This is a genomic window from Bradyrhizobium sacchari, assembly GCF_002068095.1.
GTDB classification, from domain to species: domain Bacteria; phylum Pseudomonadota; class Alphaproteobacteria; order Rhizobiales; family Xanthobacteraceae; genus Bradyrhizobium; species Bradyrhizobium sacchari.
This window is the reverse complement of record NZ_LWIG01000033.1, coordinates 130514-151216: the sequence shown is the minus strand read 5'-3', so window position 1 is coordinate 151216 and position 20703 is coordinate 130514. Positions and strand designations below refer to the sequence as shown.

Genomic DNA, 20703 nt, shown 5'->3' with positions numbered 1-20703 from the left:
CGCATGACCGCCGTCGTCGCGAGCGCCGGGCCCGCGATGCGAGCCTATCTCGACATGGTCGCGACCTGCGCCGCGCTGGCGTTCCTGGCGCTCATCGTCTGGCCGTCCTGGGACTACGCCTACGAGGAAAGCTTCATCACCACACCGGCGCTGCAGATCTCGAACATGTGGCGCGCCGCGGCGCTGCCGGCCGGCATCTGCCTGATGGCGGCCTTCGCGCTGCTAAGGCTGCTGCGGGCCGCCGATGTCCGCATGGTGCTGACGGCCGTGGTTTCCGTTGTCGTCATCGTCGGCCTGTTCTGGCTGGCGCAGCCATATTTGCGGCCGCTCGGTAATCTCAACCTCGTCATCTTCTTCGTCGGCGTCGCCGGTTTCTGTGTCTTTGCCGGCGTTCCAATTGCGTTCGGCTTCGGGCTTGCGATCTTCGGCTATCTGGCGCTGACCACGCGCACCCCCGTGATGGTGCTGGTCGGGCGGATGGACGAGGGCATGAGCCACCTGATCCTGCTCTCGGTGCCGCTGTTCGTGTTCTTAGGCCTGCTGATCGAGATGACCGGCATGGCGCGGGCCATGGTGGCCTTCCTGGCGAGCCTCCTCGGCCATGTCCGCGGCGGCCTGCATTACGTGCTGGTCGGCGCGATGTATCTTGTCTCCGGCATCTCCGGCGCGAAGGCCGCCGACATGGCCGCGGTCGCGCCGGTGCTGTTCCCGGAGATGAAGCAGCGCGGCGCCAGGCCCGGCGACCTCGTCGCGCTGCTGGCGGCAACCGGCGCCCAGACCGAAACGATTCCGCCGAGCCTCGTGCTGATCACGATCGGCTCGGTCACCGGCGTCTCGATCGCGGCGCTGTTCACCGGCGGCCTCCTGCCCGGAGTCGTGCTCGCGGTCACGCTCTGCATGCTGGTGTGGTGGCGCTACCGCCACGAGGACATGAGCCACGTCCGCCGCGCCACCGCATCCGAGATCGGCAAGACCTTCGTCATCGCCCTGCCCGCGCTCGCGCTGCCCTTCGTGATCCGCTACGCCGTGGTCGAGGGCATCGCGACCGCGACCGAGGTCTCCACCATCGGCATCGTCTACGGCGCCCTGGTCGGCCTCCTCGTCTATCGCCGCTTCGACTGGCGGCGGCTGTTTCCGATGCTGGTCGAGACCGCGGCGCTGTCGGGGGCGATCCTGCTGATCATCGGCACGGCCACCGGCATGGCCTGGGGCCTGACGCAATCCGGCTTCTCGCGTTCGCTGGCATCCGCCATGACCGGATTGCCGGGGGGAGCAGCGACCTTCATCGCCGTGTCCATCCTGGCCTTCACGATCCTCGGCAGCGTGCTAGAGGGGATTCCTGCGATCGTGCTGTTCGGGCCACTGCTGTTTCCGATCGCCCGCGCCGTCGGCGTGCACGAGGTGCACTATGCGATGGTGATCATCCTCGCCATGGGGATCGGACTATTCGCCCCGCCCTTCGGCGTCGGCTATTATGCCGCCTGCGCCATCGGACGCGTCGATCCGGCCGAAGGCATCAGGCCGATCTGGGGCTATCTGTTGGCGCTGCTGGCGGGATTGATCATCGTTGCGATCTTCCCCTGGATCTCGATCGGATTTCTTTGACGCGGTTTAAGGAGGATGTCGATGAGCGAGCGACAGAACCCGTACAATATCGGCCTCGACAAGACGCAAGCCAATTACGTACCGCTTAGCCCGCTGAGCTTCCTCGCCCGTAGCGCGGCGGTCTATCCCGACCACGTCAGCGCCGTCTATGAAGGCCGCAGCTTCACCTGGGCGGAGACCTATGAGCGCTGCCGCCGCTTTGCCTCTTATCTCGCCGGCAAGGGCATTGGCGTCGGCGACACCGTGGCGGCGATGCTGCCGAACATCCCCGCGATGAACGAAGCGCACTTCGCCGTCCCGATGACCGGCGCCGTGCTCAACGCGCTCAACATCCGCCTCGATGCACCCTCGATCGCGTTCCAGCTCGATCATGGCGGCGCCAAGATCATCCTGGTCGATCCCGAGTTTTCGGGCGTCATCACCGATGCGCTGGCACAGATGAGCGGGCCCAAGCCGTTCGTGATCGACGTCGACGACGCCGCCTTCAAGGGCGGCAAGCGCATCGGCGAAATCGAGTACGAGGCCGCTGTCGCGCAGGGCGATCCGAGCTTCGCGGCGATCCCGCCGGAAGACGAATGGGACGCGATCGCCCTGAGCTACACCTCGGGCACCACGGGCAATCCCAAGGGCGTCGTCACCCATCATCGCGGCGCATATCTGAACGCCGTCAGCAACATCCTTGCCGGCAATCTCGGCCAGCATCCAGTCTATCTCTGGACGCTGCCGATGTTCCACTGCAACGGCTGGTGCTTCCCCTGGACCATCGCGGCCGCGGCCGGCATCAATGTCTGCCTGCGCAAGGTCGAGCCGACAAAGATCTTCGAGCTGATCAGGCAGCACGGCGTCACCCACATGTGCGGCGCGCCGATCGTCTACAACACTTTGATCAACGCGCCCGACGCGCCGAAGGGTAACGCCGCGCGCCGCGTGGTCGGCCTGATCGCCGGCGCAGCACCGCCGGTGGCGGTGCTGGAAGGCGCCGAGAGCATCGGCATCAAGCTGACTCATGTCTACGGCCTGACCGAAGTCTACGGCCCCGCCTCCGTCTGCGCCGAGCAGCCCGGCTGGGACGAGCTGCCGGCGCCCGAGCGCGCGCGCATGAAGCGGCGGCAGGGCGTGCCCTACCCGCTCGAGGAAGCCGTCACCGTCATCAATCCGCAGACCATGCAGGAGGTGCCGCGCGATGGCGAGACCATCGGCGAGGTCATGTTCCGCGGCAACATCGTGATGAAGGGCTACCTGAAGAACGAGAAGGCGACCAAGGAAGCCTTCGAGGGCGGCTGGTTTCACACCGGCGATCTTGGTGTGCTCGACGAGCACGGTTACGTCATCATCAAGGACCGCTCCAAGGACATCATCATCTCCGGCGGCGAGAACATCTCCTCCGTCGAGGTCGAGGACATCCTCTACAAGCACCCGGCCGTGCTGTTCGCGGCCGTTGTGGCAAAACCCGATCCGAAATGGGGCGAGGTGCCCTGCGCCTTCGTCGAACTGAAGGAAGGCGCCAGCGCGACCGAGGCCGAGATCATCGCCTTCTGCCGTTCGCAGATGAGCGGCTTCAAGACGCCGAAGGCGGTCGTGTTCGGACCGATCCCGAAGACGTCCACGGGCAAGATCCAGAAATTCCTGCTGCGCAACGAAGTGGGCTCAGCCAAGGCGATCTCGGCCTGAGGCGATTCCATGGACCGTCTGCGCTTTGAGGCATTCTTGCCCGGTGCTACGCCGATCCGTGGAGGGGTTGCTACCGGTCGCCAGTCCCCTCTCCGATCGTGGCTGGTTGCAGGTCTGCACCCGCTCCCGGCATCCGCCTGAGCCTTTCATCGACCGCGACGGCAAACAGATCGTTCCGCTTCCGGCTACCCAGCAATCGCCATCGATTCCGACGCGGCAAGGCCGTACTGCGCTACGCTTGCTGACCACGCCCCATCAGCGCGTCTCCAGCCGCAGCCCATCATAGGCCGGCACCACGCCCGCGGGCAGCGATTGCCTGAGCACCTCGTAGTCTACATCGGCCGTCATGTTGGTGATGACCGCGCGCTTCGGCTTGAAGCGTTCAATCCAGGACAGCGCGTCGTTGATGCTGAAATGGCTGACATGGCTGGTATAGCGCAGGCCGTCGACGATCCAGAGGTCGAGATTTTCCAGCGCACCCCAGCTCTCGCGCGGGATGTCGTTGAGGTCGGGCGTGTAGGCGGCATCCCCGATGCGATAGCCGAGCGCGGGAATGGCGCCGTGCTGCACCAGGAAGGCCGTCATCGTCACGGCTCCCCCCTTCCCCAGAATGGTCCGGCTTTCGCCGGCCTCGATCGAATGCCGGGTCAGGATCGGCGGATAGTCGCTGCCCTCCGGTGAAATGAAGCAATAGGAGAACCGCGCCATGATGTCCTTGGCGGTCGACTGGTTGAAGTAGGTCGGGATGCGATGGCGCATGCGCATCACGACCGAGCGCAGATCGTCCATGCCGTGAGTCTGGTCGGCGTGCTCGTGGGTCAGGAATACCGCGTCGATATGGTCGACGTTGGTTGCGAGCAATTGTTCGCGCAAGTCCGGCGATGTATCGATGACGATGCGGGTGATTCCGTGCTCGGCGGTCCGTTCGACCAGCAGCGAGCAGCGGCGACGCCGGTTCTTGGGATTGTTGGGATCGCATGCGCCCCAGCCTAGTGCCGGGCGCGGCACGCCGGCGGAGGAGCCGCAGCCCAGGATCGTCAGCGTCAGCGTCATGCGGCTTCCAGTCTCAAGCTTTCACCTTGGAGAACAGGCGGAAGAAGTTTTCGCTTGTTTGGCGTGAGATCTCGTCGAACGACACGCCGCGCGTCTCGGCTAGCACTTTGGCCACCTCGACCACATAGGCCGGCTCATTGCGCTTGCCCCGGAACTTACCCGGCGCAAGATAGGGCGAATCTGTTTCAACCAGAATACGGTCAGCCGGCAACTCTGCCGCGAGCGCGCGCAGGGGCTCCGATTTCTTGAAGGTCAGGATGCCCGTGAATCCGATGTAGAGCCCGAGCGATATCGCCTTCAGCGCCAGCTCGCGCCCGCCCGTGTAACAATGCAGCACGGCGCGAAACGATCCGCGTGCCACCTCCTCTTCCAGGATGCGGGCGCAATCGGCGTCGGCCTCGCGGGTGTGGATCACGAGCGACAGGCCCGTTGCGCGCGCTGCGGCGATATGGGCGCGAAAGCCCCTCGCTTGCGCTTCCGGCGAGCCATTGTCGTAGAAATAGTCGAGCCCGGCCTCTCCGAGCGCGACGACCTTTGGATGCTGCGTCAGCGCGATCAGTTCGTCCGGCGCGATGCCATCCTCCTCATCCGCGTGGTGTGGATGAGTTCCGACCGAGCAATAGACGTCGTCGTAGCGCTCAGCGATCGCCAAAAGCTGGTTCAGCTTCCGCACCCGCGTCGAGATCGTGACCATGCGCGCAATGCCGGCCGCTCTCGCCCGCGACACGATCCCGTCGAGGTCTTCCGCAAAGTCCGGAAAATCCAGATGGCAATGACTGTCGACCAACATCGATCGAACGCCTCAGGCTGCCGGCTCGATGTAGCGCGGGAACGCCGGTGTCGGCGCCGGCAGTGTCGAGCCCGGTGCAATCCGCCTCTCGCCGCCCAGCATCGCGAAGCTGCGCTCGCCTTCGGGGATGCCGAGGCTGTCGAGCAGCTTGCTAGAGGCGGTCGGCATCGCCGGCTGGGCCAGGATCGCGATCTGGCGCACGACTTCGGCGGTGACATAGAGCACCGTCTTCTGCCTGGCAGGGTCGGTCTTCGCGAGCGCCCACGGCGCCTCGCCTGCGAAATAGCGGTTGGCCTCCGCGACCACGGCCCATACGGCATTGAGCCAGTGATGGATCTGCTGCGTCGCCATTGCCTCGCGCGATGCGGCGATCATGCCGTCGGCCATCGCCAGGATCGCCTTGTCGCTGTCGCTGAACTCGCCCGGCTCCGGCAGCACGCCACCGAGTTGCTTGGCGATCATCGACAGCGAGCGTTGCGCGAGATTGCCGAGGTCGTTGGCGAGGTCGGCATTGATGCGCGCGACGATGGCTTCGTGGTTGTAGTTGCCGTCCTGCCCGAACGGTACCTCGCGCAGGAAGAAATAGCGCATCTGGTCGACGCCGTACTGGTCGGCGAGGTTGAAGGGGTCGACGACGTTGCCGACCGACTTCGACATCTTCTCGCCCCGGTTGAACAGGAAGCCGTGGGCATAGACCCGCTTCGGCACGGGAATGCCGGCCGAGATCAGGAACGCCGGCCAATACACGGCGTGGAAACGGATGATGTCCTTGCCGATGATGTGCACGTCAGCCGGCCAGTAGCGCCAGTTCCCGTCGCTCTCGTCGGGAAAGCCGACACCGGTGATGTAATTGGTGAGCGCGTCGACCCAGACATACATCACGTGCTCGTCGTCGCCGGGCACCTTGACGCCCCAGTCGAACGTGGTGCGCGAGATCGAGAGGTCTCGCAGGCCACTTCTGACGAAGCTCACCACCTCGTTGCGGCGCGAGTCCGGGCCGATGAAGTCGGGATTGTCCGTGTACAGCTTCAGGAGCTTGTCCTGATAGGCCGACAGGCGGAAGAAATAGCTCTTCTCCTCGACCCACTCGACCGGCGTGCCCTGCGGACCGAGGCGCACGCCGTCGTCGTTCAGACGCGTTTCGTCCTCGGCGTAATAGGCCTCATCGCGCACCGAGTACCAGCCGGAATAGGTGTCGGCATAGATGTCGCCATTCGCTTCCATCCGACGCCAGATCTCCTGGGTCGAGCGATGATGCTGTTCCTCGGTGGTGCGGATGAAACGGTCGAACGACACGTTCAGACGCTCGTCCATCTCCTTGAAACGGCCGGCGTTGCGGGTCGCGAGCGCCGCAGGGGTCAAGCCTTCGTTCTGCGCGGTCTGGACCATCTTCAAGCCGTGCTCGTCGGTGCCGGTCAGGAAGAACACGTCCTTGCCGTCGAGCCGCGCAAAGCGCGCCAGCACGTCGGTCGCGATCGCCTCATAGGCGTGGCCGATATGCGGGCTGCCATTGGGATAAGCGATCGCAGTCGTGATGTAGAACACGTTGTCGCGCGCCGGGGCCGCTGCGGGCACAGCGGCTGGCGCAGTTGCGACGGGCTTCGGCGCAGAGGGAGCCTTCGGCTTCGTGATCTTGGGCTTCGACACCTTAGGCGTTTCAGCCTTCGGGGGCGTGGCGACAGGAGCCGGTGCAGCGATCACGGCAGGTGCAGCCGGCTTTTTTGCGACCGTCTTCGCCGGAGCCTTGTTCTTCGCTGTAGCCTTGGCTGCCTTCGTCGCGGTCGTCGTCGTCGAGGCTTTCTTGGCAACGACCTGCTTCTTCGCAGCCTTCTTGTTGCCGACCTTCTTTGACGTCTTCGCAGCGCTCTTCTTCACGCCCTTCTTGGCGGCCGCCTTCCTAGTCTTCTTGGCGGCCTTGGACGCACGCGCTCTTACAGCCTTCTTCGCGACTTTCTTTTCGACCTTCTTGGCAGCCTTCTTCTTGCTGCTCTTGGCTTTGACGATTTTCTTAGCTCGCGTTGCCACGACGAATTCCTTTACCGGCTTCTCGAAATCTGAAAACGCACCTGAGTAGGTTATTGTTTGAGCATGATCCTCTCGGAAAACCGCTGCACGCTTTTCCGGATCATGCTCTAGCGCGTTGCGTCCGCCAGCCAGCCGAACACCGAGAAAACCAAGGGCTTTCGCTCCAGATTGTAGGTTTCGGTGTCGCGCGCGGCGCGGACGATCTTTTCCCATACCTCAGCTAGGCGCGCAAGGCGCGGCAGGTTCTGGTTGGCATTGGCTTCGTCCGCATGCAGACGCTCCGCGATCCAACGATCGATGCCATCGATGAAGGCCGCGAGCGCGACGCGGTCGCTGGTGCCGAGTGAATCGCCGAGCGTATGCAATTCGCGCGGATCGACCTGCGGCAGCCGCGCCAGCAGCGCCGCCGTGCGTTGTTGGAGTTTCAGCGCGTCGCCGCCGAGCAGCGTCAAGGCGCGCGCGACGCTGCCCTCGGAGGCCTCCGCGGCCTCGCGCAGCGCCAGATCGGTCGGCGCAAGATCGGCTGCTGAGGCGGCCGCGCCGATCACCTCATCCGTTCCGAGCGGTCGCAGGCGCAGCTTGCGGCAGCGCGACTGGATCGTGGCAAGCACGCGCGCGGGCGCGTGGCTCACCAGCAGGAACAGCGATTGCTGCGGCGGTTCCTCGAGGATCTTGAGCAGCGCGTTGGCCGCATTCGGATTGAGCTCGTCGACGGTGTCAACGATGCAGACCCGCCAGCCTTCTGCCGCCGCCGTCGAACCGAAGAAGCCGATCGTCTCGCGCGTCTCATCCACGGTGATGACGGTGCGCATCACGCCGCGGTCGTTGGCGCTGCGCTCCAGCGTCAGCAGCCCGCCATGCGATCCGGCCGCGACCTGCCGCGCCACGGCGTCATCGGGATCAATCGCGAGGCTTCGGGCGCTCTGCACGGAAGGCGCCAGCGGCTGACCGTGGCTGAGCACGAAACGCGCCATGCGATAGGCCAGCGTCGCCTTGCCAATGCCCTGCGGCCCGCCGATCAGCCAGGCGTGCGGAATCCGTCCGCTGCGATAGGCCGTCAACAGTGCCGTCTCGGCCTCGTGATGGCCGAACAGAATCGATGTTTCGCGCGGGTGCGGAATGGCGGTCTCACGCTCGGCCTGACGCGGGCTCATGCTGAGATCACCGAGGCTGGCGTGGGGAGGAGACGCTCGCGTACCGCGCTCCAGACGCGGCCTGCGACGGTTTCAGGATCGGAATTGGCATCGATCAGCACGCAGCGCGCGGGCTCTTCCTCGGCGATCTTGAGATAGGCTTCGCGCAACCCCTGATGAAAGCCGAGCTTCTCGCTCTCGAATCGATCAGGCGTGCCGGTGCCGCGGCGTAGCGCAGCACGCTGCAAGCCGATCTCGACCGGCAGGTCGAGGATGATGGTAAGGTCCGGCTTGAGATCACCGATCGTGACCCGCTGCATCGCGTTGATCAGCCCGATCGGGACGCGGCCGAGGCTGCCCTGATAGGCCCGCGTCGAGTCCGCAAAGCGGTCGCAGAGAACCCATGCGCCCTGGTTCAGGGCGGGCTGGATCACGGTGCGGACATGGTCGTCGCGCGCGGCGGCAAACAGCAGCGTCTCGGCTTCGGGCCCGAGCAGCTTGCCCATGCCGGACAGCACCAGATGACGCATGATCTCGGCCCCCGGCGATCCGCCCGGCTCGCGCGTGACGAGGATGCGCATCCTGGCCGCCTTGAGGCGGTCTGCAAGCTTCCTGATCTGGGTCGACTTGCCCGTCCCCTCGCCGCCTTCAAAGGTGATGAAGCGTCCGCGTCCGGACGGTCGCTGTGTCGCCTTGTCACTCATGGTCAGAGCTTCTCGGCGCCTGCGCGGAACATGCCGATCACGAGCTCGCTGGCGCCGTCGATCGCACGCCGCATGGTCGAGCCGGTGCCGATCGCTTCACCTGCATAGACCGGCGTTTCCACCGCGATGTTGCCGCTGCGCCAGACCTTGACGACACCGACCTGCTGGCCCTCCTGAACAGGCGCGCGCACCGGACCGTTATAGACGACGCGCGCGATCAGCTTGTCGCTGCCGTTCTTGTGCACCATCACCTTCACGGGCGTCTTGGCAACGAGTTTCACCGAGCGGCTCTCGCCGCCGAAGACCTTTGCGTAGCCGACCGGCTGGTCGGCCGCGATCAGGGTGCGCGTCTCGAAGTTGCGAAAGCCCCACTCCAGCATCTTCTTGGCTTCGGTGGCGCGATCCTCGGGGTCTTCCAGCCCGTTGACGACGACGATCAGCCGGGTGCCATTCTGCACCGCAGAGCCGACCATGCCGTAGCCGCCTTCCTTGGTGTAGCCGGTCTTGAGGCCATCAGCACCTTCCATCGAATTGAGCAACGGATTGCGGTTGGGCTGGCGGATCTTATTCCAGGTGTACTCCTTCTCGCCGAACAGCTTGTAGAACTCCGGAAAGTCCAGGACGATGTGCCGAGCGAGGATCCCGAGCTCCCGCACCGTCATCTTGTTGCCGGGATCGGGCAGACCGTTGGAATTGGCGAAGGTCGATTTGGCGAGCCCGAGCTCGCGAGCTCGCTTTGTCATGAAGTCGGCGGCGAAGATCCGCTCGTTGCCCGCCATGGCTTCGGCGAGCGCGATGCAGGCGTCGTTGCCGCTTTGGATGATCGCGCCATGCAGGAGATCGTCGACGGAGACCTTGCTGTTGATGGCGGCGAACATGGTCGAGCCGCCGGAGGGCGCGCCGCCCCTGCGCCAGGCATTCTCGCTGATCCGGTACTCGTCGGTGAGCTTGATGTCGCCCTTCTTGATGGCGTTGAACACGACCTCCGCCGTCATCAGCTTCATCATGCTGGAGGGGGCGCGCAGCTCGTCGGCGTTCTTCTCGAACAGCACGCTGCCGCTGGAGGCCTCGATCAGGATCGCGGTGGGCGCATCGCCATCGAAACCGGCCTCCTCTGTCTTTTTGACGCCCTGGACGCTCTGATTGGCCGCATAAAGCGCGCCGCCCCAGCCAATACCTGCAACGAGCGCGACAGTGACCAGCCCGCGCGCCATTGCTCCGGTGGTGAACCGGGCGCGACGGAGCGAAAACAGTCGAAATGCCATGGCCAAGCCCTGAGAGCGGCGTTCTAACAGTTGGAACCGGAGCGAACAACTTCAGGCTGACGCCGGCGCCCGAGTTTGCATGATTCTCGTCACGCCCCTATCGTGACACCTCATATTTATCGACCAAACCCCTGAAACAAGGCGGAAAAGCGATGTCTTCCACCCGCATGATCAAGGCCAACGGCATCGACCTGTACATCCGCGAGGCCGGCCAGGGTCCGCTGGTCGTGCTCTGCCATGGCTGGCCCGAACTGTCCTATTCCTGGCGTCACCAGATCCCGGCGCTGGCGGACGCCGGGTTTCACGTCGTCGCCCCCGACATGCGCGGCTACGGCCAGAGCGCGGCGCCGGCCGACGTGAACGCCTACTCGATCTTCGACACTGTCGGCGACGTCGTCGGCCTCGTGCAGGCGCTGGGCGAATCCAAGGCCATGGTTGTTGGCCACGATTGGGGGGCTCCGGTCGCCTGGCATGCGGCGCTGTTCCGGCCTGACATCTTCACGGCCGTGGCGGGCCTAAGCGTGCCCCCGCCCTTTCGCGGCCGTGGCAAGCCGCTCGACCTCCTGCGCGAGGGCGGAGTGACCAACTTCTACTGGCAGTATTTTCAGGCGCCGGGCATCGCCGAGGCCGAGCTCGAGCGCGACGTTGCCCGCACCATGCGCATCGTGCTCGGCGGCCGCGGCCTCAGCGATCCCACGGCCGCCATGTTCGTGCAGGCCGACAAGGGATTTCTCGGCCACGCGCCGGCCGGAGAGCCGCTGCCCGCCTGGCTCGGCGAGGCTGACCTCGCCTACTTCACCGAAAGCTTCCGCAAATCCGGCTTCCGCGGCGGGCTGAACTGGTATCGCAACCTCGACCGCAATTGGGAGCTGACGGCGCCCTGGCAGGATGCGCAGATCCGGCAACCGTCCCTCTTCATTGCCGGCTCGAAAGACGCCGTCATCACCGGGCTGATCGGGGCCAAGCGCGTCAACGAGCTCGAGCGCGTGCTGCCCAATCTCAAGCGGAAGCTGATCATCGAGGGCGCCGGCCACTGGGTGCAGCAGGAACGGCCGGACGAGGTGAATGCCGCGCTGGTGACGTTCCTGAAGGAGAGCGCGGCTTAGTAGAGGCCGCGGCCGCTGAGGATGCTGCGGGCTTCGGCCGCGCCGTCCGAGGTATAGGGGGCCGTCGCAGCGCCCTCGCTCGCATAGCGGCCGTCCTCGTCATAGGACACGGCGCGCGCGTTCTGGAGCGCCCGCCCCCGGCTGCGGCTCGAGGCCGACATTTCCGAGGTCGCATTGAGCGAAGCCATGTCGGCGGAGGTATTGCCGAGATTGTAGGGCCGCCCCTCCGGCATCGGAACCTCGCCGCGAATGGCGCCGCGGGTCGATGACGGCAATTCCGGCACGAAGGGCTTCGCAGAGGCAACCCGGACCATCGAAGGTGACGGCGCCGGGATCCCGGTCCGCAGGGTGGCCATCAGCTGACGGTCGTCGGAGCCTTCGAGCGGCGCCCGGCCGACATATTCGACACGGACCTTGGCAACGCCATTGCCTTTGAATTCAAGCAGTTCGGCAGCTTTGTTCGAGACGTCGATGAGCCGGTTGCCGTGATAGGGGCCGCGGTCATTGACGCGGACGATCAGCGACTTGCCGTTCGAGACGTTGGTCACCCGGGCATAGGACGGCATCGGCAGGGTCGGATGCGCCGCGGTCAGCGAGCCCATGTCGAACACTTCGCCATTGGCGGTCAGGCGGCCATGGAAGTCATCGCCATACCAGGACGCCATGCCCTCGGCGCGGTAGTTGACGTCTTCCTCCGGCACGTAGGTCCTGCCAGCCACCACATAGGGCTTGCCGACGCGGTAGGTGCCGCCGCCCTTCGGGACCGGATCGCCAAAGGCAACAACCCGGGGGCTCGAGGACACGCCGTATTTCGGATCGACGCGGCTGGCGAATTTGCCCGACGAGGCACAATTGGCGAGCGCGAGGCAGGTCGCGGCCGCCGCAACACCTCGCGCGGCCCGCATAACCGAATCTGACCGTCGGATCCCCATTCGCCCCAAATACCATTCCGCCGGTGGCATACCCAACCCGCTTTGGTGACGGGCGCGCGCTGTCCGGTCCTTTGCCCCGATGCGGCCCACCACCGCATCGGATGTGGTAACGATAACGCAATCGGAACACGGCGGAAATGGGGAGCTCACGGCGATCACGCCGAGATGGTAAACACCCGGTTCGCTTCTCCCCGTTGATCTACGGGGCGCAAGGGCCTGCTCTGTCCCACTCCTGGACATTCTGTTGCGCCAAATCCTCACTCCACCCCCATTGTCACGCCACTCACGGGAATTCTTTTGACTGTGCAAGGCCGCACGCGTTCTCTCGCATGCAAGGGCGGGATTTGGAATTTAACGATGATCGAGACGGTTTCGGCACTGATGGGTCTGGTAAGCGCGGGGATCTTCCTGGCCCATGCGTTCGAAGGTTACCGTACGAGGGCCTGAAGGCACTCGCACTGATCGGCAAGCATCACCTCTTTCAAGGCGGCACGTTCGGACTGATTTTGATCGATCCGACCGGGCATCGAACACGAGAGCGGCAGGTGTCCCATGCGTAATCATGACCTCGTATCCGATGGCTTCCTGGCATTGACCGCAGGCGGCTTGGTGCTGTTGTGCTCGAGCCTGGTGGCGCTGGCCTTCGGCTGATTCCGGACCATCGTTTCTCGTCTTCTCAGACAAGCACAGTACTGCGCTGCAACAGGGCGTCGGCCCTGCTCCCATTTAGTTGATTGAATTTCTGCGGTCGGCGCCTCGACGCATTTCAAGAGGCCATCACCAACGAAGGTGACAGACATGCTTTCCGAGAAATTCATCCTGGTCCTGGAATCGCTGATCCGCGGCGGCCGGACCCACCCGGACGGTAGTCCGAGGGTCATCAGCACCTCCCCGCACGTCCCGGTGAAGCTGCCGGGCCAGAAATAAGTAGGCCGTTCCCGCTCCGTCAAACGGCTCAGCGCACGCCGAGCAGCGAGCGACGATACAGGCCGTCGCGGGCTTCGCCGAGGCAGACGAAGCTGCCGTCAAAACCCTGGCCGTACCGCTTCTGGCCCTTCGCGTAGTAGATGCCCTTCCTGAAATCCAGCCAGACCACCTGGTCATGTGGACAATGGCGCTGCGCCTGCGCCTCGTAGCGAAACGGCGTCAGCGGCGTAGCCGACACCTCGGCGGCGCCGGCGCCAAGCATCATCGCCGCAACAAGCAACACAGTTCTCTTAAACCCCGTCGCCAAAGCCATTGCGCAACATGCCCCTCCCGATCCGCGCCGTCGAAGGACGGCCGCGTCCACGCTAGCACGAAACTACACGATCGCCCGAAGCGTTGCCTAATGCACCGCACGTCTTCCGCAGGCCATCTTGTCGGGGTACATGAAAGCGAGATCGTCTCTGCTTGCGAGGATGCTGCTTGAATGTCGGTTGAACCCGAGACCAGGACCGAGCCCCGCCTGCCCGCGCCGCGTCTCGGCCTGCTGCCGATGATCATCTTCGGCTCGCGCTGGCTGCAATTGCCGCTCTATCTCGGGCTGATCGTAGCGCAATGCGTCTACATCGCGCTATTCCTGAAGGAGCTCTGGCATCTCTCCTGGCACGCCCTCGATCTCACCGAGCAGCAGATCATGATGAGCGTGCTGGCGCTGATCGACGTCGTGATGATCTCCAATCTGTTGGTGATGGTGATCGTCGGCGGCTACGAGACGTTCGTCTCGCGGCTCGACCTCCAGGGCCATCCGGACGAGCCGGAATGGCTCGGCCACGTCAATGCGAGCGTCCTCAAGATCAAGCTCGCCATGGCCATCATCGGCATCTCCTCGATCGCGCTGCTGCGCACCTTCATCGAGGCCGGCAATCTCGGCTCGAGCCGCGCCGGCTTCACCGAGACCGGCGTGATGTGGCAGGTGCTGATCCACATCACCTTCATCGTCTCGGCGCTCGGAATTGCCTATGTCGACAAGCTCAGCGATTCCGGAATGCGCAGACATGCCGAGTGAGAAGCACGCCCCGTCCGCCGATGAGGAGATGTCCTTCAGGCCGGCGTGTCCGGACGATGCGGAGACCGTGTTTGACATCACCAAGGCCTCGATCGCGGGTCTTTCGCGGGGATGCTATTCGCCGGCACAGATCGAGAACTGGATGGGCGAACGAACACCACGGTTCTACGAGGAGCTGATCGCCAGGGGGCGAATGATCGTTTGCCTTCGCAACGACGTCGTCATCGGCTTTGTCGATGCCGAGCCCGGCGAGGTCACCCGATTGTTCGTGCTGCCCGAGGCGGCCGGCTCCGGCGTCGGGCAGCGGCTGCTCGACATCGGCGTGGCCCAGGCGCGGCTCGGTCATGGCGGCGGACCGATCCGCCTCGAAGCCACGATCAACGCCGAGGCGTTCTACCGACGGTATGGCTTCAGAAGCATTGGTCGGGGACAGTTCTCCCACGGCCTCGGCGGCGAGCCCATCGAGATCGTCCACATGGAGCTGTGAGCGCGGCGCTCACGCCTTTGCGCCTTACTCCTTGGCTTCGAGCTGCTGCATGGCCTGGTGCAGGCATTCCTGGAGCTTCGCGGCGACCTGCTCGCGCGCCACTCCTTTGGCGGCAAGATCGCCCGAAACCTTGTCCAGGACCTCGACCATCGTCCGGCTCTCGAGGTGGTCCGTGACCAGCGCCGCCGAATAGCCCGCGGCCGCCTCGCCGCTGAGACCGAGCTGGCTGGCGGCCCAGAGTCCGAGCAGCTTGTTGGACCGGGCCGTCACCTTGAACATGAGTTCCTCGTCGTGGGCGAATTTGGCCTCGAAGCCCTGCTCGCGCTTGTCGAACGTGGTCATGGTCAGCTCCATTGCGTTTTCGCTGATGGGATCGGACTGGCTGGAAAGAACGTCTCCGTATTCACGTCAGTTGTGAGTCATCTGAAGCTTCCGGCGGAAGGCAAACGCCGTCAAGTCTTGCGCTTGCGGCAAGCCCGGACGTTCACCGCTGCGCGCCGGCGCGGTCGGTGGCTGGAAGATGCCGTTTGTCAGGTTGAAGCGGATCGAAGCATGACGGCCCCCGCGCGCATTCGCGGGGGGCAGTCCAGGCGCTCAAGCTGGCCTCGCGCGCGAAACGCGATGTCCTCACGTCAGACGATAGATCCTGGTGGTATTGGCGCGCTGCGGATCGGGCGCGGTCAGCCCTTCGCGGCCGCAGCCTCTCGTGCGAGCCGCTCGGCCTTCAGCCGCTCCTTGTTGGCGTAAAACGCCTTCTGCGCCGCTTCGTGATCGCGCATGGCCTGTTCGGCCTCGATCCGGCGAGCGGCATCGCGCGCCTGGCGCTGTTCGGGAGTTAAGGGTTTGCGTCGGAAGGAAAGGTCATCAGTCATGGCGAGGTAACGTGGAGGCGAGGAAAAAGTTCCGCTCGCCGCATTGCGCGCGCTTCGTGAACAAGGCCGAAACGCCCGGTGATTCAAGGCCTTACCGGAAGAAAATCGCGTCCTGGACCGGGCAGTCGCGAAGCGGAAAATTACAGCCGTCCACGCTGCAGGATGGCCTCCCAACAAAAACATCGAAAACAACCCCATGCACAGTAGCCAAGTCGTGTCAGCGCAATGACTTTTTTTGCACCCGCGAAAGGCCGTTTGACCCGTCGGGCAAAACAGTGGCATCCCGCCATCTTCGGAAAATCGCTCGCCCAGGCGAATGCGCAAAAACCGAACTTCATCCAAAAGCAGCCCGGGACAAGAGCCGATAACAGGTCGGTGAATGAAACCGCTTATCTCCCCGAACGAAGCATCCCGGAAACATAACGCGGCTAGTTTCACCCCGCGCTTTAAGGGGAGACTAAAGATGATTGCTCTGAAGGTGATCGCGCTGACTCTCGGTGCTGGAATTGCAGTCTGGGCGTATTCAGGCGACCTCGGAGCCGACGTCGCACTCGCCATCCTGGCCTGCCTCGCATGATGGGAAAGACCCGCCGGTGCGGGCCAGCCGGTTTTCCGGGGACATAATCCGTCGGCCGGGCCGACCCTCGTCCCGATTTCCCGAACGACCATGAGCCTCGCCCATTCCGCTGGGCTTGTTGCAAAACGATCGTCCACCGCGCTCGTCAGGAACCTTACCAACGCACTCGCATTCACAGGCGATGAAGCGTCTGGTTTTCGGGTTCGCGGCGCTTTGCGGCACGCTGCTTTTGGCGCTGGTCTGGCTTGGCCAGCACGAACGCCAAGCAGCGATTGAGCGATTGGAGAGGTACGAATTCTCGCCCCGCTAAGACGCAATCAGCGCCGCCCATAGGGTCGCAGCACTGTGACGGCAGTCGCGGCTGCGAGTCTTCGCGGTGCGAGAGCTGACAGCGGAACCGCTGCCGGAAAACGCGGCGATGCGCCTGACCTCCACACCCGCAGCGATGAATCGGCAGCACCGCAGGGCGGTGGCGGCCCCGGCTGTAGTGGGGGGCTTTTGGGGTAAGGCCGGGGCCGCTGGGGGCTGACCTTGGGGAAGGTCAGCAACCGCAGCCTAGGAAAATTCGGTAATCAGCTCTGTTCGCTTTCGCACAGTCCGGCGTGGATTTTTTACGGCGCGCCCCTCGCAACGGCAGCCCAGTCATGGACCGTCCCGACACACAAGGGATGGACCATTGCGCAAACCGGCGCGGCATCACGTCATCGTCGTCGTCGGCATTTGCCACGGCATCCGTCACCACACGTCGAAAGACGCGCATCGACTTGTCGTCATCCTTGTCCGTGAGGATGATCGTGAAGGCATTCCCCAGGCGCGCGCACCAGCTCACGGGACGCCCAAACGCGACCGCAAGATTTGCCGGAGATGTGCCCAAAACCAGCTTTATTCGCCTTGCGTCCAGGGCGGCCATTCGCTAAGTGCCTGACCTTCCAGCGCTGGAAGGGTGGCCGAGTGGTTTAAGGCACCGGTCTTGAAAACCGGCGTGCCCGCAAGGGTACCGTGGGTTCGAATCCCACCCCTTCCGCCAGTATCGAGCCATTGCGCCCGTCCCGGCTTCACAGCGATATCGAACAGCGTCTCAGCGCAGCGCCAAGCGCGCGCTGATCTCCCCATCCAGCACGAGGTCATCGCGTGCGCCGAGCAGCCAGAGCTCGTCCGCCTCGACCCGCAGCAAGGTCCGTGACCACCAGCGCTCGATCATCGCCGCCAGGATTGCGGCCTCGTCGGCGTCGAGATCGTCCATGAGATTCCAGAGCCCGACCACGTAGAGGTCCGTCGTCGGGCGGCCGAGCGCGCGCTGGACCGCGTAGAAGAGGTTCGCGCCATCGCGCTGCTCCGGGTAGACGCGCAGATAGACCCGTCCCCGGTTCACGTTCCCGGAGAACAGGCCTCGGACCTCGGCCTTGATGGGTCCGAGCCCGGCCAGGGCCGAGCGACGGGCGAGGTCGATGACCGGGGGCTCGGAGCCGAGGCCACCGCAGACGGTGGCGTGCAGACGGCCCCTTCGCCTGTCCATCACGTGCCACGCCACCTTGTGCGCAAAGGGAGCCGTCCGCAGCTCTATCTCAAGCGCCTGATAGGCTGGCGAAGCTTCGAGTGCGTCGGCTGAGACGGGCAGCACCACCGAGTAAGCCGTGGGGTGGCGTCCCCTGTCGTAATCGGTGCCTTCCTTCGCTGCGATCACGCGAGGATCGTTGGGGGCGACCAGAGGCAGATGCGCCAGACGATAGGCATCGTCGAGCAACATGCCTTCGCCGGCGGCGAAATGCGTCCGGCTGCGTTCGTAGGCGAGTGCGTCGTCGCCGCAAAATATGTCCGCCATGCTTCCTTCTCGCGATGGCCGACCACGACAGGGGCGGTCGGATGCACCCGGCTTTTGTCATGTCCGCCGTCTCGAAAGCGCGTTCCGCGCAACGTGGAGACGATTGGGCAACGTTTCTTTATCCGTGATCTGTCAGGCGAGCGTCAGCCTGTTCCCCTAGCCTGCTCTTCTCAGCATCCCTGACACTGGCGACATCTCCCAGGGCGTCGCCGGTTACGAGGCCCGGGTTGGGTTCACCGCCAATTCCGGGCCTCGTTTGCGGATGTACAAAAGAAAACGGCGCCCCGTGGGAGCGCCGCTCGAGAAAGTTCATTGCTGCGCCGGCTCAGTAGCCGCAGGACGCGCAGCCCATCTGCACCGGGGCGTAATAGGAATAGCCGGGCGAGACCATCTCGACACGCTGGCGCGTGGCGTATTGCGGCGGAATGCGCTCGTACTGGACGCCCGGCGGCGCCACCATCACGGTCTGCGGCACCATCACGGTGCGGTATTGCGCCGGCGTGCGATGCGCGACCACGGAGCCGGGCGACACCATCACGGTCTCGTCGACGGTGCGGTATTGCGGCGCGACGTATTGCTGCTGGTAGCAGGTCTGGCACGGCGGCGGCGTGTAGCAATTGTAGCAGCCGGCGGATGCTGCGCCCGTCATCGAAATCGCAGCGACGGCGGTGGAGAAAACAACAGCAAGAGTACGAGACATTGGATGTGGTGCCCCAGTTGCCCGAAATGAATTTGCGAAGGTCACTGAAGTATACGCCGCAAAACCTTGCTGTGCTGAAGTTCGTTGAGGCATCCTTAATGCGAACGGCCGGTTTTCACCGGCCGTTCAGAACTTATTGACCATGCACGTGAGGCGCGAACGATGCAGCGCTCAGTTCGAGCGGCGCTTCACCTCGCGCACCGCGCCGCGCGCGGCGCTGGTGGTGAGTGCGGCGTAAGCCTGCAGCGCGGTCGAGACGTTGCGCTTGCGGCCGGTCGCCTGCCAGGCGGCATCGCCCTTCGCTTCTTCCGCGGCGCGGCGCTTGGCGAGCTCTTCGTCGGAGACCTCCAGCGTAATGCTGCGGTTCGGAATGTCGATGGCGATGACGTCGCCGGTGCGCACGAGGCCGATGTTGCCGCCCTCGGCCGCTTCCGGCGACAGATGGCCGATCGACAGGCCGGACGAGCCGCCCGAGAAGCGGCCGTCGGTGACGAGCGCGCAGGCTTTGCCGAGACCCATCGATTTCAGATAGCTGGTCGGATACAGCATCTCCTGCATGCCGGGGCCGCCGCGCGGGCCTTCATAAATGATGACCACGACCTCACCGGCCACGACCTTGCCGCCCAGAATGCCTTCGACGGCAGCGTCCTGGCTTTCGAACACGCGCGCCGGACCGGAGAATTTCAGGATCGAGGAATCGACGCCGGCGGTCTTCACGATGCAGCCGTCCTGCGCGAGGTTGCCGTAGAGCACGGCGAGGCCGCCGTCCTTGCTGAAGGCGTGCTCGAGATCGCGCACGACGCCCTTCTCGCGATCGGCATCGAGTTCGTCATAGCGACGCTCCTGGCTGAAGGCGACCTGGGTCGGGATGCCGCCAGGCGAAGCGCGATAGAAGGTGCGCACTGCCTCGCTCTTGGAGCGCTTGATGTCCCAGCGCTCCAGCGCCTCGTTCATGGTCGGTGCATGCACGGTCGAGACCGAGGTATCGATCAGGCCGGCACGGTCGAGCTCGCCCAGAATGCCCATGATGCCGCCGGCGCGGTGCACGTCCTCGACATGGACGTCGGCAACCGACGGCGCGACCTTGCACAGCACCGGCACGCGGCGCGACAGGCGGTCGATATCCTGCATGGTGAAGGCGACCTGCCCTTCATGGGCGGCGGCCAAGAGATGCAGCACGGTGTTGGTCGAGCCACCCATGGCGATGTCGAGTGTCATGGCGTTCTCAAACGCCTTGAAGTTGGCGATGTTGCGCGGAAGGACCGACGCATCGTCCTGCTCGTAATAGCGGCGGACGAGATCGACGATGGTGTGACCGGCCTCGACGAACAGGCGCTTGCGGTCGGCATGGGTTGCGACCACCGAGCCGTTGCCGGGCAGCGCCAGGCCAAGTGCCTCGGTCAGGCAGTTCATGGAATTGGCGGTGAACATGCCCGAGCAGGAGCCGCAGGTCGGGCACGCCGAGCGCTCGATCACCTTGACGTCGTCGTCGCTGACCTTGGAGTCGGCCGCGGCGACCATGGCGTCGATGAGGTCGACGGCCTTGGTCTTGCCGGCCAGCTTGACCTTGCCGGCCTCCATCGGGCCGCCCGAGACGAACACGGCGGGGATGTTGAGCCGCAGCGCGGCCATCAGCATGCCGGGCGTGATCTTGTCGCAGTTGGAGATGCAGACGAGGCCGTCGGCGCAATGGGCGTTGGCCATGTACTCGACGCTGTCGGCGATCAGCTCGCGCGACGGCAGGCTGTAGAGCATGCCGTCATGGCCCATGGCGATGCCGTCGTCGACGGCGATGGTGTTGAACTCTTTTGCCACGCCGCCGGCCTGCTCGATCTCGCGGGCGACGAGCTGGCCGAGGTCCTTGAGATGGACGTGGCCGGGCACGAACTGGGTGAAGGAGTTGACGACCGCGATGATCGGCTTGCCGAAATCCCCGTCCTTCATGCCGGTCGCGCGCCAGAGGCCGCGGGC

The 20703-nt window shown here is 64.6% G+C and carries 20 protein-coding genes and 1 tRNA gene; 7 read left to right on the top strand and 14 right to left on the bottom strand.

Annotated features, from left to right (window positions below; all coding sequences use genetic code 11):
• Together A5906_RS28725 and A5906_RS28720 are read left to right on the top strand one after the other, a co-directional pair.
• The coding region (locus A5906_RS28725) for a TRAP transporter large permease (RefSeq protein ID WP_245326954.1) at positions 1-1605 on the top strand (1605 nt) is incomplete at its 5' end.
• 21 nt (positions 1606-1626) lie between these two features.
• Positions 1627-3276 carry an acyl-CoA synthetase gene (locus tag A5906_RS28720; protein ID WP_080138813.1) on the top strand — a complete coding sequence of 550 codons (1650 nt, stop codon included), beginning with the start codon at positions 1627-1629 and terminating at the stop codon, positions 3274-3276.
• Positions 3277-3531: 255 nt separating this feature from the next.
• Here A5906_RS28720 and A5906_RS28715 read toward each other — a convergent pair whose 3' ends face one another.
• The 6 genes from A5906_RS28715 to A5906_RS28690 all read right to left on the bottom strand — a co-directional run bounded on the left by A5906_RS28715 (position 3532) and on the right by A5906_RS28690 (position 10246).
• Positions 3532-4329, bottom strand: a complete 798-nt coding sequence (locus A5906_RS28715; protein WP_080138582.1) for an MBL fold metallo-hydrolase — start codon at positions 4327-4329, stop codon at positions 3532-3534.
• 13 nt (positions 4330-4342) lie between these two features.
• Positions 4343-5119 carry a TatD family hydrolase gene (locus tag A5906_RS28710; RefSeq protein WP_080138581.1) on the bottom strand — a complete coding sequence of 259 codons (777 nt, stop codon included), beginning with the start codon at positions 5117-5119 and terminating at the stop codon, positions 4343-4345.
• A 12-nt stretch (positions 5120-5131) separates the two neighbouring features.
• The gene (gene metG, locus A5906_RS28705; protein ID WP_080138580.1) at positions 5132-7144 is read right to left on the bottom strand and encodes a methionine--tRNA ligase; all 2013 of its coding nucleotides are present in this window, start codon (positions 7142-7144) and stop codon (positions 5132-5134) included.
• Between the two features lie 107 nt (positions 7145-7251).
• Positions 7252-8298 (bottom strand): DNA polymerase III subunit delta', encoded by a 1047-nt coding sequence (locus A5906_RS28700; RefSeq protein WP_080138579.1) that lies wholly within the window; start codon positions 8296-8298, stop codon positions 7252-7254.
• A complete protein-coding gene (gene tmk / locus A5906_RS28695) occupies positions 8295-8981 on the bottom strand; it encodes a dTMP kinase (RefSeq protein ID WP_080138578.1) in 687 nt (228 codons plus the stop codon). Before tmk ends, A5906_RS28700 begins: the two co-directional genes overlap by 4 nt.
• Before the next feature lie 2 nt (positions 8982-8983).
• Entirely contained in the window at positions 8984-10246 is a 1263-nt protein-coding gene (locus A5906_RS28690) for a D-alanyl-D-alanine carboxypeptidase family protein (protein ID WP_080138577.1), read from the bottom strand.
• A 152-nt stretch (positions 10247-10398) separates the two neighbouring features.
• Here A5906_RS28690 and A5906_RS28685 point away from each other — a divergent pair, with 152 nt between their 5' ends.
• Positions 10399-11352, top strand: a complete 954-nt coding sequence (locus A5906_RS28685) for an alpha/beta fold hydrolase (RefSeq protein ID WP_080138576.1) — start codon at positions 10399-10401, stop codon at positions 11350-11352.
• Here A5906_RS28685 and A5906_RS28680 read toward each other — a convergent pair.
• Entirely contained in the window at positions 11349-12257 is a 909-nt protein-coding gene (locus A5906_RS28680) for a septal ring lytic transglycosylase RlpA family protein (protein WP_080138575.1), read from the bottom strand. The genes A5906_RS28685 and A5906_RS28680 overlap by 4 nt on opposite strands.
• Positions 12258-13082: 825 nt before the next feature.
• Here A5906_RS28680 and A5906_RS46035 point away from each other — a divergent pair.
• Positions 13083-13211, top strand: a complete 129-nt coding sequence (locus A5906_RS46035) for a hypothetical protein (RefSeq protein WP_283807740.1) — start codon at positions 13083-13085, stop codon at positions 13209-13211.
• 28 nt (positions 13212-13239) lie between these two features.
• Here A5906_RS46035 and A5906_RS28675 read toward each other — a convergent pair whose 3' ends face one another.
• A complete protein-coding gene (locus tag A5906_RS28675; RefSeq protein WP_245326975.1) occupies positions 13240-13476 on the bottom strand; it encodes a hypothetical protein in 237 nt (78 codons plus the stop codon).
• Positions 13477-13695: 219 nt separating this feature from the next.
• Here A5906_RS28675 and A5906_RS28670 point away from each other — a divergent pair, with 219 nt between their 5' ends.
• Positions 13696-14274, top strand: a complete 579-nt coding sequence (locus tag A5906_RS28670; RefSeq protein ID WP_080138573.1) for a TIGR00645 family protein — start codon at positions 13696-13698, stop codon at positions 14272-14274.
• On the top strand, positions 14264-14761 hold the full coding sequence (locus A5906_RS28665; protein ID WP_080138572.1) for a GNAT family N-acetyltransferase: 498 nt from the start codon (positions 14264-14266) through the stop codon (positions 14759-14761). Before A5906_RS28670 ends, A5906_RS28665 begins: the two co-directional genes overlap by 11 nt.
• Positions 14762-14785: 24 nt before the next feature.
• On the opposite strand, the gene A5906_RS28660 is transcribed toward A5906_RS28665, so the two are convergent.
• From A5906_RS28660 to A5906_RS41815, 3 genes are all read right to left on the bottom strand, one after another.
• On the bottom strand, positions 14786-15103 hold the full coding sequence (locus A5906_RS28660; RefSeq protein ID WP_245326953.1) for a DUF1476 domain-containing protein: 318 nt from the start codon (positions 15101-15103) through the stop codon (positions 14786-14788).
• Positions 15104-15441: 338 nt separating this feature from the next.
• The gene (locus tag A5906_RS28655) at positions 15442-15633 is read right to left on the bottom strand and encodes a hypothetical protein (protein WP_080138570.1); all 192 of its coding nucleotides are present in this window, start codon (positions 15631-15633) and stop codon (positions 15442-15444) included.
• Between the two features lie 1118 nt (positions 15634-16751).
• A complete protein-coding gene (locus A5906_RS41815; protein WP_136615543.1) occupies positions 16752-17120 on the bottom strand; it encodes a hypothetical protein in 369 nt (122 codons plus the stop codon).
• Positions 17121-17147: 27 nt separating this feature from the next.
• Between A5906_RS41815 and A5906_RS28650 the strand changes: the two genes are divergently transcribed.
• A tRNA-Ser gene (locus tag A5906_RS28650) sits at positions 17148-17237 on the top strand.
• A 51-nt stretch (positions 17238-17288) separates the two neighbouring features.
• On the opposite strand, the gene A5906_RS28645 is transcribed toward A5906_RS28650, so the two are convergent.
• The 3 genes from A5906_RS28645 to ilvD form a co-directional block, all read right to left on the bottom strand.
• Entirely contained in the window at positions 17289-18032 is a 744-nt protein-coding gene (locus A5906_RS28645; RefSeq protein WP_080138569.1) for a hypothetical protein, read from the bottom strand.
• 325 nt (positions 18033-18357) lie between these two features.
• The gene (locus A5906_RS28640) at positions 18358-18681 is read right to left on the bottom strand and encodes a hypothetical protein (RefSeq protein WP_027559170.1); all 324 of its coding nucleotides are present in this window, start codon (positions 18679-18681) and stop codon (positions 18358-18360) included.
• Between the two features lie 222 nt (positions 18682-18903).
• Positions 18904-20703 (bottom strand): dihydroxy-acid dehydratase (ilvD, locus tag A5906_RS28635; protein WP_080138568.1); only part of this gene is annotated, 1800 nt, incomplete at its 5' end.